The sequence below is a fragment of the Nonomuraea sp. NEAU-A123 genome (assembly GCF_018603905.1).
GTDB lineage: Bacteria > Actinomycetota > Actinomycetes > Streptosporangiales > Streptosporangiaceae > Nonomuraea.
This window is the reverse complement of sequence record NZ_JAHFZZ010000009.1, coordinates 374,499-392,088: the sequence shown is the minus strand read 5'-3', so window position 1 is coordinate 392,088 and position 17,590 is coordinate 374,499. Positions and strand designations below refer to the sequence as shown.

Here is a 17,590-nt window from a genome sequence, read left to right as displayed (position 1 = left end):
TACCGTTCATGCCACCGAACCATCCCCGAAGAGGAGGGCCCGGATGGCCCTTCAGGCCGATGCGCCGAATATGAACGGGAGATTACGATCTGTTCTATGAGCAGACTGGGAGACAATCAGAGGAGCGGCGGAGACGACATCGTGCGGTTAACTTCCGTGCGAAAAACGTACAACACCCGGACGGGCAGTCTCGCGGCGCTGGAAGGCATCACCATCGGCTGCGGAAAAGGCGCGCTCACCGCGATCATCGGGCCGTCGAGATCCGGGAAGAGCACGCTGCTGCGATGCGCGTCAGGACTGGAACGGCCGACCTCGGGATCGGTGTTCCTCGACGGCGAGGAGCTCATGGACCTCGACGACGCGTCGCTGACCAGGCTGCGGCGAGACCGGCTCGGCTTCGTCTTCCAAGGGCCCAATCTGCTGCCCGCCCTGGACGTGGCGGAGAACATCGCGCTGCCCCTCCACCTGTCGGGCCGGAGCATGGACACCACGCTGTTCGACAGCGTGATCGCGCACATCGGTCTGGCGGACCGCCTGCACGACCTGCCGGACAAGCTGTCCTTCGGCGAGCAGCAGCGGGTGGCGGTCGCCCGCGCCGTGGTCGGCCGGGCGCCGGTGATCTTCGCCGACGAACCGACCTGCGCGCAGGACTCCCACGACATCGACCGGGTGCTCGGCCTGCTGCGCGAGTCGGCGCGGGCGGCCGGACAGACCGTGGTGGTGGCCACGCACGATCCGCGGATCGCGGCCTACGCCGACCACGTCTACTTCATCTCCCGCGGCCGGGTCGTGGACGAGTTGACGCTCCCGCCCAGCAAGGCGGTGGCCGAGCGGATGGCCCACCTGGCGCTGTGGGACAGGGGAGAGCAGTCCTGATGTGGCGTCTGACCCTGCGCACCCTGTCCCGTCGCAGGGGCGCGTACTCTGCCGTGCTCGCCACGGTCTTCGCCGCCGCCACCATCGTGGCGGCGTGCGGGGGGCTGATGGCGGCGGGGATCCGGGCCGCGTTCCCGCCCGAGCGGCTGGCCGGCGCCACGGTGGTGGTCGCGGGCGACCCGTCGTACCGGCTGCCGGACGCCGAGCCCGGCGGCGACGACGCCGAATGGGCGAGCCTGTCCGAGACAGTACGGCTGAAACGCTCCCTTGTCGCGACACTGCGGACGGTGCCCGGCGTCGCCGACACCATCGGTGACCTCTCCTTCCCCGTCACCCTGCTCGGCGGGGACGCGGGCGCGGGGCACGAATGGACGTCCGCGGGGCTGCTGCCCTACGAGCTCCAGGCCGGCACCGCGCCCGTGGCGGACGGAGACGTCGTGCTGGACGCGGCGCTCGCCGCGCGGTCGGGCAGCCGGGTGGGTGAGCAGGTTCAGCTCGTGGTCCACGGCACCGTCGCGGTCTTCCGGGTGACCGGTGTCGTCGCCCCGGCGGGGGGACGTACGGCCACGGCGGCCGCGCTGTTCTTCGCGCCCGCCGACGCGCGGCGGCTGTCCGGCCATCCCGACGCGGTGGACGCGATAGCGGTGATCCCCGTCGTCGGGACGGGCGAGAGGGTGCTCGCGGACCGGGTACGCGCCGCCCTGCGCGGCCAGTCCGCGGTGACGCTCACCGGGGATGACCGCGGACTCGCTGAGTTCCCGCAGGCGCGCGCCGGCCGGGACAACCTGATCACCGTCGCCGGCCTGATCGGCGGCACGACGCTCCTGGTCGGCATGCTCGTCCTGGTCAGCACCATGAGGCTGCTGGTGGAGCACCGGGCGCCGGAGACGACGCTGCTGCACGCGATGGGCACGTCTCGGCGGCGCATCCGCCTGATGATGCTCGGCGAGGTGACGACGGTCTCGGTGGTCGCGACGGCGGCGGGCTCCGTGCTCGGCTTCCATCTCGGCGGCTGGTTGCTCTGGCACCTGGTGCGCGACGGGGTCGTGCCCGCGGCCATGCGCTACGACCCGGGCCCGCTCCCGGCCGCGGGCGCGGCGGCGGTGTGCCTGTGCGCCGGGCTGGCGGCCGCGTCCTTCCCGGTCTGGCGGGCCGCGCGGCCCCGGCCCGCCACGGTTCTCAGCTCCCCGCCGCGCGACCACGGGCTCGACCGGGCGCGTTCGGCGCTCGCCCTGATCTGCCTCGGCGTGGTGGGCACGACGATCTGTTCGGGCATGCTGCTGATCCGGTCGTCCGCCGTGAGCATCACCTGCCTCGCCGCGATCGTGGTGATCCTCGGCGTGGCCGTGGTGGCCTCCAGGATGACGGAGGCGATGACCGGGCTGGTCGGCCGGATCGTGCGCGCGCGGCGCAAGACGATCGGCCGCCTGGCCCTGCTCAACAGCTGCGCCCGGCCGTTCGGCATGGCCGCCGCGGTCCTGCCCATCATGCTCGCGACCGGGATCAGCACGGCGAACATCTATCTCCAGATGACGCAGGCCGACCAGGCGCGGCAGGTCCGCATGGACGACCTGCGGGCCGATGACGTGATCACCGCCGGGCCGGGCGGGCTCGCCCCCGGCCTGCTCGGCCGGGTCCGCTCCGTCCCGGGGGTCATGGCCGCTTCGGAGCTGGCGAGCAGCAGCGGGTTCGTCGAGAGCCCGTACGACGGCTGGCAGGGCGAGCACGGCTGGCCGCTCCTGGGCCTCACGGCCGAAGGCGCGGCCGGGGTCACGGACCTCCCCCTCACCGCGGGCACGCTCACCAACCTGCGCGGCGACTCGGTCGCACTCACCCGGGAGCACGCCCGGCACCTCGGCCGGGGGCTCGGCGACGCGGTCACCATGCGGCTGGGCGACGGCGCCAAGACGGAACTCAGGGTCGTCGCGCTGCTCGCGGACAGACCCGGCGGCGAGGTGATCCTCATGCCCGCCGCGCTGCTCGCCGCCCACACGACCGCCGGGCTGCCGACCCAGATCCTCGTCCGTGCCGCCCCGGGCGGCGATCAGCGGAGGCTGAGAGCCGACCTGGCCGAAGCGGTGGGCCGCCTGCCCACGGTGCGCGTGAGCGACGCCGGCGGGCTGTCCACGACCGCGGCCGAGCAGCAGCGGACCCGGGCCTGGATCAACTACCTGTTCACCGGAGTGGTCATCATCTTCGCCGGCATCTCGGTGATCAGTGCCCAGGCGATGGGGGCCGCCTCGCGGCGCAGGGAGTTCCGCCTTCAGCGCCTGATCGGCTTCACCCGCGGACAGATCCTGCGGATGGTGGGGATCGAGGCCATGGTGGTCGCCGCGGTCGGCGTCGTGCTCGGCACGGCGGCGGTCGCCCCCATCCTGATTCCGTTCGCCATAGCGGTGAACGGCTCGCCGATGCCTTACGGGCCGGCGTGGGTCTATCTCGCCGTGATCTGCTCCGCGACGCTCTCCGCCCTCGTGGCGACGCTCTCGCCGGTGTGGGCGATGATCCGGCCCCGCACAGGGGAGCGTGAGGGGTCCCCTAGGGGTCGGGCGGTCATGCGCGCCTAGGTAGCGTCAAAATGACGCGATAAATCATTTGGAGGAATTGTCATGCGTGTTCTGTTCACTCAACACGCGGCAAACGCGCACCTTTTTCTCATGGTCCCCATCGCATGGGCGATGAAAGCGGCCGGCCATGAAGTAATCGTCGCCGGCCAGCCGGACATCGTCGACGCGATTACCCAGACCGGCTTGACCGCTTTATCGGTCGGCAGAACGGCCGATATGGCCGAGCGGCTGGCGGAAACACCCATGGATCGGCAGATCTACGGCTCCGGATTCGACATCGCGGAGGAACGGCCCGAGGTGCTCACGTATGAGTACGTCAGAGACTGTCTGGCCGCCTTCTGCTCGCCGCTCGCCCTGGACTTCATCACCGACGACGCCATGTACGACGACCTGGTCGCGTTCTGCCGCAGTTGGCAGCCCGACCTGGTGGTCTGGGACGCCATCACCTTCCCGGGCCCCGTGGCCGCCCGGGCCTGCGGCGCGGCGCAGGTCCGGACGACCTTCGGCAGAGATCACTGGGCGCGGATGCGCTCGCTGTTCCTCAAGTTGCGCGCACAGCAGGCGGGCGATCCGCGTGAGGACCCGGTGGCCGACTGGATCACGCCGAAGCTGGCGAAGTACGGCTGCGACTTCGACGAGGAGGTGATCCTCGGCCAGGCCACGATCGACTCCATGCCGGCCTGGCTGCGCTTCCCGGTCGAGCACGACTACCTGCCCATCCGATTCGTCCCCCACAACGGTCCCGCGACCTTCCCGGCCTGGCTCAAGGACGCGCCGACGCGGCGGCGGATCTGCTTCACCCTAGGGGTCTCCGGCAGGGAGGTCTGGGGTGGACGCGGCAGCGTCATGCCCAGCGAGCTGTTCGAGGCCGTGGCCGACCTGGACGTCGAGGTGGTCGCGACCCTGAACGCGAACCAGCTCGACGATACGAAGGTTCCGGACAACGTACGGATCGTGGACTTCGTTCCGCTGAACTCCCTGCTGCCCGGCTGCTCGGCCGTCGTCCACCACGGCGGCACGGGGACCACGGGCACGGCCCTCGTCCACGGTGTGCCCCAGCTCATCATCCCCGCCCAGCTCTACGACGAGGGGGGCATGGCCCAGCAACTGGCCCTGCAGGGAGTGGGTCTGCTCATCGAGCCTGAGGAGCTCTCGGCGGCGACGCTGCGCGCCGGGCTGCTGCGGCTGCTGGATGACCCGACATTCCGGGAGAACGCGGCTCGGATTCAGCGGGACATGGCGGAGACGCCGACCCCGCACGACGGCGTACGTGATCTCGAAGAGCTGGTCGCCCGCCACAAGGCGGCGCGGGCGGCCTCCCCGACCCGGAGGTAAGCCGTGGACAACGAGACCAGGCTGCTCGAATACCTCAGGCGGGCGACCGCCGACCTGCGGGAGACCCGCCGCCAGTTGCGGCAGGCCGAGGACCGGAACGCCGAGCCCATCGCGATCGTCGGGATGAGCTGCCGGTTCCCCGGTGAGGTCGGCACACCCGAGGAGCTGTGGCGGCTGCTGGCCGCGGGGACCGACGCGATCTCGCCGTTCCCCTCCGACAGGGGCTGGGACGTCGACCTCTATGACCCGGACCCGGACAGTCCAGGCAAGAGCCTTACGCGGTCCGGGGGATTCCTGCACGACGCCGCGCAGTTCGACCCGCACTTCTTCGGGATCAGTCCGCGGGAGGCCCTGGCGATGGATCCGCAGCAGCGCCTGCTGCTGGAGACCGCGTGGGAGGCGTTCGAAGGCGCGGGCATCGATCCGGCCTCCGCCCGGGGGAGTGCCACGGGCGTCTTCGCCGGCGTCATCTACCACGACTACGGATCCCGGGTCCGCACCGTGCCGCCGGACCTCGGCGGCTACATCGGCAACGGCAGCGACGGCAGCATCGCCTCCGGCCGGGTCTCCTATCTGCTGGGGCTGGAGGGCCCCGCCATCACGGTGGACACGGCGTGCTCCTCCTCCCTGGTGGCGCTGCACCTCGCAGTCCAGGCTCTGCGCCAGGACGAGTGCGCCATGGCGCTGGCCGGCGGGGTCACGGTGATGTCCACGCCGAGCACGTTCGTGGAGTTCAGCCGGCAGCGCGGGCTGTCCCCGGACGGCCGGTGCAAGGCGTTCTCGGCGGACGCCGACGGGACGGGCTGGGGTGAGGGCGCGGGCATGCTGCTGCTGGAGCGGCTCTCGGACGCCGAACGCCACGGTCACCCGGTGCTGGCCGTCGTCCGCGGCAGCGCGATCAACCAGGACGGCGCCAGCAGCGGACTGACCGTGCCCAACGGCCCTTCCCAGCAGCGGGTGATCGGCCAGGCGCTGGCGGCGGCGGGCCTGACGCCCGCCGAGGTCGATGTGGTGGAGGCGCACGGCACCGGCACGACGCTGGGCGACCCGATCGAGGCGCGGGCCCTGTTCGCCGCCTACGGTCAGGGGCGTCCAGAGGGCCGGCCCCTCTACCTGGGGTCGATCAAGTCGAACATCGGGCACACCCAGGCCGCCGCCGGCGTGGCCGGGGTGATCAAGATGGTGCTCGCGATGCGGCACGGCACGCTGCCGAAGACCCTGTACGCCGACGAGCCCTCGCCGAACGTGGACTGGTCGTCCGGCGACATCGCCCTGCTCACCGAGAACGTGGCCTGGGACACGGCGGCGGACACGCCGCGGCGGGCGGGCATCTCCTCGTTCGGAGTCAGCGGCACCAACGCGCACGTCATCATCGAGGAATTTCCGCGACCCGAGCCCACTGACGTGGAGCCGCCCCGGCTTGTCGTGCCGTGGGTGGTCTCGGCCAAGAGCGAGCAGGCACTGCGGGCCCAGGCCGGGCGACTGGCCTCCCGCGTCGAGCAGGACCCCCGGCTGTCGCCGGTCGACGTCGGCCACTCCCTGATCAGCTCGCGGACCGCCTTCCCCCATCGCGCGGTGGTGATCGGCGACGATCGTGACGCCCTCCTCGGGGGCCTGCGCGCCGTCGCGGACGCGGTCCCCGCGCCGAACGTCGTGTACGGCACGGCGACCGGCGACCCCCGAGTGGCCTTCGTCTTCCCCGGCCAGGCCGCCCTGTCCAAGGACATGACCCTCGGACTGCTCGACACCTCGCCGGCCTTCGCCGCCCGCCTGGCGGAGTGCGCGGACGCGCTGGAGAAGTTCGTGGACTGGAAGCTGATGGACGTGCTGCGCGGCGAGTCGGGCGCGTGGTCACTCGACCGGATGGACGTCAGCCAGCCCGTGGCGTGGGCGGTCATGGTCTCGCTGGCCCAGTTGTGGCGCTCCCACGGCGTGGAGCCCGAGGCCGTCGTGGGGCATTCGCAGGGCGAGATCGCCGCCGCCTGCGTGGCCGGGGGGCTGTCGCTCGAAGACGCCGCCAAGGTCGTCGCCCTGCGCAGCCAGGCCATCACCGAGGACCTGTCCGGCCACGGCGGCATGCTGGCCGTCTCGCTCCCGCCCGACCAGGCGCTCGACCGGCTCGCCCCCTGGGCGGATCACTTGTCGATAGCGGCGGTGAACAGCCCGAACGCGGTGGTGGTCGCCGGCGCCTCGGCAGCACTGAACGACCTGTTCGATCAACTGAAGGCCGAGGGCGTCCGGGCCAAGATGGTCCCGGTCGACTATCCCTCGCACACGGCCTTCGCCGAGCCCCTGCGTGACCGGCTGCTGGCCGACCTGGCCGGGATCGGCCCCTGGACGGCCGAGGTGGCGTTCTGCTCCACGGTGACCGGCGAGCTGATCGACACCGCGGAGCTCGACGCCGGTTACTGGTACACCAACCTGCGCCGGCCGGTGCGCTTCGACCAGGCGGTCCGGACCTTGGTCCAGCAGGGCTACGGAATGTTCGTCGAGGTCAGCCCGCATCCGACGCTGACCGGCGCGGTCCAGGAGACAGCCGAGGCCGCGGGCGGCACGGTGGTGGCCGTCGGCTCGCTGCGCCGCGACGAGGAGGAGACGACCAGATTCGTCACCTCACTCGCGGAGGCCCGCGCGCACGGCGCGCCGGTCGACTGGACGCCGATCTTCGCGCCGTCCCAGGCCCGGAAGGTGGACCTGCCCACGTACGCCTTCCAGCGCGAACGCTACTGGCTGGAGGCCACCGACTCGACCGACGTCGCGCACGCGGGTCTGACCGCGGCCGACCACCCCTTCCTCGGCGGCGCGCTGCCGCTGGCGGACTCCGACGAGGTCGTCTTCACCGGCCGGTTGTCGCTGCGGTCGCATCCATGGCTCGCCGGTCACGTCGTGTCCGGCACGGTGCTGTTCCCCGGTGCGGCGTTCGCCGAGCTGGCCGTCAGCGCGGGCCGCCAGGTCGGCTGCGCCCAGCTTGAGGAGCTGATCCTGGAGGCGCCACTGGCGCTGCCCGAGCAGGGCGCCGTGCTGGTGCAGGTGCGGATCGACGCGCCGGACGAGACCGGGCGGCGGTCGCTCGCGATGCACGCGTGCCCCGAGGGCGAACCGGACTGGACGCGGCACGCGACCGGCGTGCTGGCCGCCGCGCGTCCCGCCGCGGACTTCGATCTGTCCGCCTGGCCACCGCCCGGCGCCGAGGCCGTCGACGTGGCCGATCTCTACGACCGCCTCGCCGAGCGCGGGCTCGCGTACGACGGGCCGTTCCGCGGGCTCAAGGCCGCCTGGCGGCTGGCGGACGAGGTGTTCGCCGAGGTCACCGTGCCGCACCGGGAAGCGGGGGCCTTCGGTCTGCATCCGGCCCTCCTGGACGCCGCGCTGCACGCGGAGTCCCTGCTGGATCCCGCCGCCCAGGAGGTGAGCCTGCCCTTCACCTGGTCCGGCCTCTCGCTGTACGCCGAAGGCGCGTCCACCTTGCGGGTCCACCTGACCCGGTCCGGTCCCGACGAGCTGTCGCTGCGGCTGGCGGATCCCTCCGGAGCCCCGGTGGCCGCGGTGGAGTCGCTCCTGTCCCGGCCGCTCTCGACGTCGGCGCCGGACCCGCGCCGCGAGTCGATGTTCCGGATCGGCTGGATCCCCTCGCCGTACACCGGCGACCCGGCTCCGCCAAGCCGCTGCGCCGTGGTGGGCGCGGACGAGACCGGGCTCGCCGCCGCCCTGGGCGCCGCCGCGTGTCCCGACCTGGCCTCCGTGCCGTCGGCTCCCGAGCTCGTGTTCGTGACCTTCGCGGGCGGCGGCGACGTGCGAGTCGCGATCCATCGGGCCCTGGCCACGGTACGTTCCTGGCTGGCCGACGACCGGTTCGACGATTCCACGTTCGTCCTGGTCACCAGGGGATCGGTCGCCGTGGCCGGCGAGGACGTGACCGACCTGGCCGCAGCGGCGGTGCTCGGCCTGCTGCGGTCCGCGCAGTCGGAGCACCCCGGCCGCTTCGTGCTGCTGGATCTCGACGACTCCGAGGTGCCGGTGCCCGCCGTGCTCGCGGCGCTCACCGAGCCGCAACTGGCCGTGCGCGCGGGAGCGGTATGGGTGCCCAGGCTGGCACGGGCGACGACCGGCGAGGCGCTGCTGCCGCCCTGGGGTGGCGAGACATGGCGGCTCGACTCCACCGGCGGCGGCACGCTGGACCGGCTGGCGCTGGTGCCGTGTCCCGAGGCGAGCCGCCCGCTGGGAGCGGGCGAGGTGCGGGTGTCGATCCGGGCGGCGGGGGTGAACTTCCGCGACGTCGTGGTGGCGCTGGGGATGGTCCCGGAGCGCGATGTCCCGATCGGCGGCGAGGTCGCGGGTGTGGTGCTGGAGGTGGGGGCGGAGGTTGCCGATCTGGTGCCCGGTGATCGGGTGCTGGGGTTGCTGGATGGCGCGTTCGGTCCGGTGGGGGTGACGGATCGGCGGTTGCTGGCTCGTATGCCCGCCGGGTGGTCGTTCGCGGAGGCGGCGTCGGTCCCGGGCGTGTTCCTGACCGCCTATTACGGCCTGGTGGATGTGGCCGGGGTTCGGTCGGGGGATCGGGTGCTGATCCACGCCGCCGCCGGTGGGGTGGGAATGGCGGCGGTGCAGGTGGCCCGCTGGCTGGGGGCGGAGGTCTTCGGTACGGCGAGCACCGGCAAATGGGGTTCGCTGACCCTGGATGAGAGCCATGTGGCCTCGTCGCGGACGCTGGAGTTCGCGGAGAAGTTCGGCTCGGTGGATGTGGTGCTCAACTCGCTGGCCGGGGAGTTCGTGGACGCCTCGCTGGGGATGTTGCCGGCGGGTGGCCGGTTCGTGGAGATGGGCAAGACGGACATCCGGTCCGCGGACACGATCGCTCCCGGGGTCCGCTACACCGCCTTCGACCTGATCGACGTGGGTCCGGACCGGCTGCGCGAGCTGCTGGCCGAGGTCCTGGCGCTGTTCGAGGCGGGCGTGTTCGAGGCGCTGCCCGTGCGCGCGTGGGACGTGCGGCGGGCGCGGGAGGCGTTCCGGTTCATGTCGCAGGCCCGGCATGTCGGGAAGGTCGTCCTGACGATGCCGGTCGCGTTCGACGGGGACGGCACCGTGCTGGTGACGGGCGGGACGGGGATGCTGGGCGGGTTGGTGGCCCGGCATCTGGTGGCCGCGTACGGCGTCCGGGATCTGGTGCTGGTGGGGCGCAGAGGCGCCGCGACCCCTGGCGCGGAAGAACTGCGCGCCGAGCTCGTGGGGTCGGGGGCGCGGGTCGAGATCGTGGCGTGTGACGTCGCCGACCGCGCGGCGCTGGCCGGGCTGCTGGACCGCGTACGTGCCGATCGCCGGCTGTCCGCGGTGGTGCACGCGGCGGGGGCGCTGGACGACGGCATGGTGGAGTCCCTCACGGCCGAGCAGGTCGACGCGGTGGTGGGGGCGAAGGCGGAGGCGGCCTGGCACCTGCACGAGCTGACCGAGGGCCGGGATCTGTCGGCGTTCGTCCTGTTCTCCTCGGCGGCGGGCGTCCTGGGAGAGGCGGGACAGGGCAACTACGCGGCGGCGAACGCGTTCCTGGACGCCCTGGCGACGCACCGGCGCGCGCACGGCCTCGCCGCGGTGTCGCTGGCCTGGAGCTTCTGGGAACAACGCAGCGGTATGACCGCGCACCTGGACGACACCGCCCTGGCCGGCATGGCGCGGTCCGGTCTGGCCGCGCTCTCCTCCGCCGACGGGCTGGCGTTGTTCGACGCCGCCCAGACCGTGGACGAGCCCGTACTGCTCCCGATCCGGCTGGACCTCGCCGCCCTGCGGTCGAGCGCCACCCCGCCGCCGGCGCTGCTCCGCGGCCTGGTCCGCGATCAGGCCCGCCCCCACGTACGGCAGGCCGCCCAGCCCGGCGTCACCACGCTGAAAGACCGTCTCGACGGCCTGCCGGAGGACGAACGGAAGGCCGCGCTCGTACGGCTGGTCTGCGCCGAGGCGGCAGGCGTGCTCGGGCACCCCAGTCCCGACTCGGTAGCACCGGACCGGGCCTTCAAGGAGCTGGGCTTCGACTCGTTGACCGGCGTCGAGCTGCGAAACCGGCTCAGCGCCGCCACCGGTCTGCGCCTGCCCAGCACGCTCGTCTTCGACCACCCCACGCCGAACGCCCTCGCCGACCGGGTCAGAGCCGCCTTCCTCCCGGCCGCCGAGGACGCCTCCGCAGCCGTGTACGCGGAGGTCGACCGGCTGGAGGCCGCACTCGCCACGGTGACCGGCGACCGGGCCGGGATCACCGCCCGGCTGCGGTCACTGGTCCGCAAATGGAACGACCTGGAGGGCGAGGCGACCGAGGCCGAGGAGTACGAGGCGGCCACGGACGACGAGCTCTTCACGATGCTCGACAACGAGCTTGGCTCCTCGCGACGGAGGTCTGAGACTGATGGCGAATGATGACAAGCTCCGCGAATACCTGAGGCTCGCTACCGCTGAACTGCGGTCGGTCCATCGGCGGATGGACGAGATGGAGGCCAGGCGGCACGAGCCGATCGCGATCGTGGCCATGAGCTGCCGCCTGCCCGGCGGAGTCCGCGATCCCGAGCAGCTCTGGCGCCTGGTCGCCGAAGGGCGCGACGCGATGTCGGAGTTCCCCGCCGACCGGAGCTGGGACCTCGAGCGGCTCTACGACCCCGACCCCGAGCACGCCGGGACGTGCTACGTCCGCACGGGCGGATTCGTGCAAGACGTGGGAGACTTCGACGCGGGCTTCTTCGGCATGAGCCCGCGGGAGGCCCTGGCCACGGACCCGCAGCAGCGGCTGCTGCTGGAGACCTCATGGGAACTGCTCGAACAGGCCGGCCTCGACCCCGCCGCACTGAAAGGCACTGAGACAGGCGTCTTCGTCGGCGCCGCGTCCTCCGGATACGGCGTCGGCCCGGCCGGAACCCCCGACGGGGTCGAAGGCCATCTGCTGACCGGCGGCTCCACGGCCGTGATGTCCGGCCGCATCGCCTACGCGCTCGGCCTGGAGGGGCCCGCCGTCACCTTGGACACGGCGTGCTCGTCGTCCCTGGTCGCACTCCACCTGGCCTGCGAGTCGCTGCGCAGGGGCGAGTGCGCCATGGCCATCAGCGGCGGCGCCACCATCATCTTCACCCCCGAGATCTTCGTGGAGTTCAGCAGGCAGCGGGGGCTGGCGCGGGATGGGCGGTGTAAGGCGTTCGCCGAGGCGGCGGATGGTACGGCGTTCGCCGAGGGCGTGGGTCTGGTGCTGCTGGAGCGGTTGTCGGACGCGCGGCGCCTCGGTCATCGGGTGCTGGCGGTGGTGCGGGGCAGTGCGGTCAATCAGGACGGTGCGAGCAATGGGCTGACCGCGCCGAACGGTCCCTCCCAGCAGCGGGTGATCCGCCAGGCGCTGATCGACGCCGAGCTGTCCCCCGCCGACGTGGACGCCGTGGAAGCCCACGGCACCGGCACGATGCTCGGCGATCCGATCGAGGCGCAGGCGCTGCTGGCCACCTACGGACAGGATCGTCCGGAGGACCGCCCGCTGTGGCTGGGTACGGTCAAATCCAACATCGGCCACACCCAGGCCGCCGCCGGCGTCGCCGGAGTGATCAAGATGGTCATGGCGATGCGGCACGGCGTCCTGCCGAAGACGCTGCACGTCGACACCCCGTCCTCGCACGTGGACTGGTCCGCCGGGAATGTCCGGCTGCTGACCGAACCGGCCCCCTGGCCCGGCGGCGACCGTCCGCGCCGGGCGGGAGTGTCATCGTTCGGCATCAGCGGGACCAACGCCCACGTCGTCCTGGAAGGGGTCGAGGCCGAGCCCGCGGAGCCACGGGAGCTGTCACAGTCCGCCATGCCGATGCTGATCTCCGGCAGGAGCCCGGCGGCGTTGCGCGCTCAGGCCGGGCGGCTGACGACCTACCTGGAGGAGCGGGAGGACCTGGCCCTGCCGGATGTGGCGTACTCGCTGGCGACGACGCGGGCGGGTCTGGAACATCGAGCGGTGGTGACCGCGTCGGATCGCGCCGGACTGCTGGCGGGCCTGTCACAACTGACCGACGGCGTGGTGAGCGGCGGAAAGCTGGCGTTCCTGTTCACCGGGCAGGGGAGCCAACGGGTGGGGATGGGGCTGGAACTGGCCGCGGCCTATCCGGTGTTCGCCGAGCACCTGGCGGCGTCCTGCGCGCTGCTGGATCCGCTGCTGGAGCATCCGCTGATGGAGGTGATGGGGGAGCGGCCCGACCTGCTGGACCAGACGGGCTACACCCAGGCCGCCTTGTTCGCGGTGGAAGTGGCGCTGTATCGGCTGGTGGAGTCGTGGGGCATCGTGCCCGACTTCCTGCTCGGGCACTCGATCGGCGAACTGGCGGCGGCGCACGCGGCGGGAGTGCTGTCGCTGGAGGACGCGTGCGCGCTCGTGGTGGCCCGCGGCCGGCTCATGCAGGCGTTGCCGTCCGGCGGGGCGATGGTCGCGGTGCAGGCAGGGGAAGTAGAAGCCAGGCGGATCCTGGCCGAGAACCCGGACGTCGCCGATGCGGTGGTGATCGCGGCGGTCAACGGGCCGGCCTCGGTGGTCCTCTCCGGTGACGAGCAGGCGGTCACACGGGTGGCGGGCCTGTTCGCCAAGTCCCGCCGGTTGCCGGTCAGCCACGCCTTCCACTCCCCCCGGATGGAGCCGATGCTGGACGCCTTCCGCGAGGTGGCCGAGGGCCTGTCGTACGGGAGCGCGTCGATTCCGGTGGTGTCGAACCTGACCGGCGAGCCGGTACGGGAGTTCTCGGCCGAGTACTGGGTGCGGCATGTCCGCGAAGCGGTGCGATTCGCCGACGGCATCGCCTTTCTCCACGAGCAGGACGTACGTACCTTCGTCGAGGTGGGCCCCGACGGGGTGCTGTCGGGCCTGGGACAGGCGTGCGTGCCCGAGCCCCAGGACGGGCGCGGCCCGGTCTTCGTACCGTTGCTGCGCCGCGGCCGAGACGAGGCCGAGCAGGTGGTGACGGCCGTCGGGCAGGCGCACGCCGGTGGCGCGGCGGTGGACTGGGAGAGGTTCTTCGCCGGCACCGGCGCCCGCCGGGTGGACCTGCCCACCTACGCCTTCCAGCACCGGCGCTACTGGCTGAACCCCGCACAGCCGGGTGGCGATCCCTCCTCGATCGGCCTCGACGCCCCGGATCATCCGCTGCTGGGCGCCGCAGTCGAACTGCCCGACTCGGGCGGATTCCTGTTCACCGCCCGGCTCGCCCTCTCCTCGCACCCGTGGCTCGCCGATCACGCGATCGGCGAGGAGGTGGTCTTCCCCGGCACCGGCCTGGTGGAACTCGCCATCAGGGCCGCCGACCAGGTCGGTTGCGGGAAGCTCGAGGAGCTGACCCTGGAGCAGCCGCTGCTCCTCCCCGAACGCGGCAGCGTCCGGCTGCAGATCGTGGTGTCCGATCCGGACGACTCCGGCACCCGGACGATCAAGATGTACTCGCAGGCCGGCGACGCGCCCTGGGACAGGCACGCCACCGGCGCGCTCGCGCCGGCCGCCGCGCCCGCCGGATTCGAGCCGACCTCGTGGCCACCGTCCGACGCGCAGCAGGTCGAGGTGGACGGACTCTATGACCGGCTGGCCGATCTGGGACTCCGGTACGGCCCCGCCTTCCGCGGACTGCGTGCCGCCTGGATCCGTGGCGAGGAGGTCTTCGCCGAGGTCGAGCTGCCCGAGCACGTGGCGGCGGACGCCCCCCGCTTCGGCCTGCATCCCGCCCTCCTGGACGCCGCGCTGCACGCCTTCGGGTTCAGCTCCGCCTCGGCCGAACACACCGCGTTGCCGTTCACCTGGGCCGATGTTGAGCTGCACGCCGCCGGAGCGTCGAGCCTGCGCGTACGGGTGACCCCGACGGGAGAGGATTCGTTGCGCCTGGAGGCGGCCGACTCGCTCGGTCAGCCGGTGGTGTCGATCGGCTCGCTGGTGCTGCGCCAGATCACCCTCGACAAGCTCGCCAGTGCCCGCGGCGGCGCGGAGCGTTCCTTGTACCACCTGGACTGGACGCCGATCTCGGTCGAGCCGGCGTCCTCGACCCGGTGCTGGGCCATCGGCGGCGAGGTCGTCGGCGCGGAGCCGTACGACGACCTGTCCGCGCTGATCCGAGCCGTCGAGTCGGGGGCGAGCCCGCCCGAAATCGTCATCGTGCACCCCGCCATCACGGGCGGCGACGACTCCGTGGCCGTCACGGACACGGCCGACTCCGCGGCGGCTGCGGACACGGGCGACTCCGTGGCCGCCGCGGTCCACTCGGCGGTCCATCGGGCGCTCGACCTGGTGCAGGTCTGGCTGGCCGACCCCCGGCTCGCCGAGTCGCGGCTGCTCTTCCTGACCAGGAAGGCGATCGCTCCCGGCGACGGGCGCGACCTCGCGGGAGCCGCTGTATGGGGCCTGATCCGGTCCGCGCAGGCCGAGAACCCCGGCCAGTTCGCCCTGCTCGACCTCGACGACCACGTCCCCTCCGCCGACCTGATCGCCGCCGCGGCCCTCACCGGCGAGCCGCAGCTCGTCCTGAGAGAGGGGGCGGTGCTCGCGGCCCGGCTCGCGCATGTGCCCGACGTCGGCCTCACACCGCCGACGGACGCCGCCACCTGGCGGATGGACAGCCGCGCCAAGGGCACGCTGGACGGCCTGGCCTTCGTCGACGCGCCCGAGGCCGCCGCGCCCCTGAAGCCGGGAGAGATCAGGATCGCCGTACGCGCGGCCGGCATGAACTTCCGCGACGTGCTCAACGCCCTCGGCATGTACCCGGGCGAGAGCGGCGCGATGGGGCTGGAAGGCGCCGGCGTGGTCGCCGAGATCGGCCCCGGCGTCACCGGGCTCGCGCCCGGCGACCGCGTGATGGGCCTGTTCGACGGCGGCGCGTTCGGCCCGCTGATCGTCACGGATCACCGGCAGGTGGCTCGTATGCCCGCCGGGTGGTCGTTCGCGGAGGCGGCGGCGGTGCCGGTGGCGTTCCTGACCGCCTACTACGGTCTGGTCGATCTGGCCGGGGTCCGGTCGGGGGATCGGGTGCTGATCCATGCGGCTGCCGGTGGGGTGGGGATGGCGGCGGTGCAGCTCGCTCGCTGGCTGGGTGCGGAGGTGTTCGGCACGGCGAGTGTGGGCAAGTGGGGAGCATTGCCGCTGGATGCGGAGCATGTGGCCTCCTCAAGGACGCTGGAGTTCGCGGAGAAGTTCGGCTCGGTGGATGTGGTGCTCAACTCGCTGGCCGGGGAGTTCATCGACGCCTCGCTGGGGTTGCTGTCCGAGGGCGGCCGGTTCGTGGAGATGGGCAAGACCGACCTCCGCTCCCCGGACACCATCGCGCCCGGGGTCCACTACCGGCCCTTCGACCTCGTCGAAGCCGGTCCCGACCGGACCGGGCACATGCTGCGCGAGATTCTGGACCTGTTCGAGCAGGGTCAGATCCAGCCGCTCCCCGTCACGGCCTGGGACCTCCGGCGGGCCCCGGAGGCGTTCCGGTTCATGTCGCAAGCCCGGCATATCGGGAAGGTCGTGCTGACGATCCCGGCCCCCCTCGACCTTGACGGGACCGTGCTGGTGACCGGCGGCACCGGCGGCCTCGGCAAGCTCCTCGCCCGCCACCTCGTCGCCCGCCACGGCGTACGCGATCTGCTGCTGACCAGCCGTCGCGGTACCGCGGTCGAGGGCGCCGAGAAACTCCGCGCCGAGCTCGCGGAGCTCGGCGCGCGGGTCGAGATCGCGGCCTGTGACGTCGCCGACCGCGACGCGCTCGCCGCACTGATCGCGGGCCGGCCGCTCACGGCCGTGGTGCACGCCGCGGGCGTACTGGACGACGGACCGATCACCTCGCTCACCCCCGAGCGACTGGACGGCGTGCTGCGGCCGAAGGCGGACGCGGCGCTGAACCTGCACGCGTTGACGCGCGACCTCGACCTGTCGGCCTTCGTCATGTTCTCCTCGGCCGCCGGCACGATGGGCAGCGCGGGGCAGGGGAACTACGCGGCCGCCAACGCGTTCCTGGACGCGCTGGCGCACCGGCGACGGGCTCAGGGGCTACCGGCGACCTCGCTGGCCTGGGGGCCGTGGACGGGAAGCGGGGGCATGCTCGACACCCTCGCCGACGCGGAGATCGCCCGGATGGCCCGCGACGGCATCATCCCGTTCACGCCGGAGACGGGCTTGTCGCTGTTCGACACCGCCCTGCTCCGGCCCGAACCGGCCCTGGTGCCGATTCGCCTGGACACCAAGGCGATGAGCGCGCGCGGCGACTCCCTGCCGCCGATGCTCAGAGAGCTGGTACGAACCCGCCCACGCCGCGCCGCCTCCACCGACCGCGGCACCGGCCCGAGCCTGAAGGACAAGCTGGCCGGGCTCCCTGAGCCGGACCGGCGGAAGATCCTGCTCGATCTGGTGCTCGACCAGGTCACCGCCGTGCTCGGCCACACCTCCGCCGACGAGGTGGACCCGCACCGCCCGTTCGACGAGCTGGGGTTCGACTCGCTGACCGCGGTCGAGCTGCGCAACCGGCTGAACACCGCGGTCGATCGGCGATTGCCCACGACGGTGGCCTTCGACCACGCGACCCCGATCGCGCTGGCGGAGTACCTGCTCACGGAGATCGCGCCCGCCGACGGGCCGACGAACGAGCGGGCGCTGGAGGAGCTGGACCGGCTGGGGCGGCTGCTCGGCGCGCTCACGCCCGACGAGGAGACGCGGTCGACGGTCACCGCGCGGCTGCGCGGCCTCCTGGCGCAATGGCGCGGCGAACAGGCGGACCCTGGCCAGGCCGTGGACTCGGCGAGCGCCGACGAGCTGTTCGCGTTGATCGACAAGGGGCTCTGAGATTCCCGGAAGG

At 72.5% G+C, this 17,590-nt stretch carries 5 protein-coding genes; all 5 read left to right on the top strand.

Features of this window, described 5'->3' with window-relative positions; all coding sequences use genetic code 11:
- Positions 1–96: 96 nt before the first annotated feature.
- The 5 genes from KLK06_RS29525 to KLK06_RS29505 are packed head-to-tail and all read left to right on the top strand — an operon-like array spanning position 97 to position 17,577.
- Positions 97–876: an ABC transporter ATP-binding protein gene (locus tag KLK06_RS29525; RefSeq protein WP_214638893.1), complete on the top strand. Its 780-nt coding sequence runs from the start codon at positions 97–99 to the stop codon at positions 874–876.
- Positions 876–3,443, top strand: coding sequence for an FtsX-like permease family protein (locus tag KLK06_RS29520; RefSeq protein WP_214638892.1), 2,568 nt, complete (start codon positions 876–878; stop codon positions 3,441–3,443). The genes KLK06_RS29525 and KLK06_RS29520 overlap by 1 nt, the downstream gene beginning before the upstream one ends.
- Positions 3,444–3,485: 42 nt before the next feature.
- Positions 3,486–4,778, top strand: coding sequence for an activator-dependent family glycosyltransferase (locus KLK06_RS29515; protein WP_214638891.1), 1,293 nt, complete (start codon positions 3,486–3,488; stop codon positions 4,776–4,778).
- A gap of 3 nt (positions 4,779–4,781) precedes the next feature.
- The gene (locus tag KLK06_RS29510) at positions 4,782–11,183 is read left to right on the top strand and encodes a type I polyketide synthase (RefSeq protein ID WP_214638890.1); all 6,402 of its coding nucleotides are present in this window, start codon (positions 4,782–4,784) and stop codon (positions 11,181–11,183) included.
- Positions 11,173–17,577, top strand: coding sequence for a type I polyketide synthase (locus tag KLK06_RS29505; RefSeq protein WP_214638889.1), 6,405 nt, complete (start codon positions 11,173–11,175; stop codon positions 17,575–17,577). Before KLK06_RS29510 ends, KLK06_RS29505 begins: the two co-directional genes overlap by 11 nt.
- Positions 17,578–17,590: the final 13 nt, after the last annotated feature.

What these genes read in the sequence shown, in the direction of transcription:
- KLK06_RS29520 (WP_214638892.1), top strand. Translation starts at nt 876, where the DNA reads ATGTGGCGTCTGACCCTGCGCACCCTGTCCCGTCGCAGGGGCGCGTAC.
- KLK06_RS29525 (WP_214638893.1), top strand. Translation starts at nt 97, where the DNA reads ATGAGCAGACTGGGAGACAATCAGAGGAGCGGCGGAGACGACATCGTG.
- KLK06_RS29505 (WP_214638889.1), top strand. Translation starts at nt 11,173, where the DNA reads ATGGCGAATGATGACAAGCTCCGCGAATACCTGAGGCTCGCTACCGCT.
- KLK06_RS29515 (WP_214638891.1), top strand. Translation starts at nt 3,486, where the DNA reads ATGCGTGTTCTGTTCACTCAACACGCGGCAAACGCGCACCTTTTTCTC.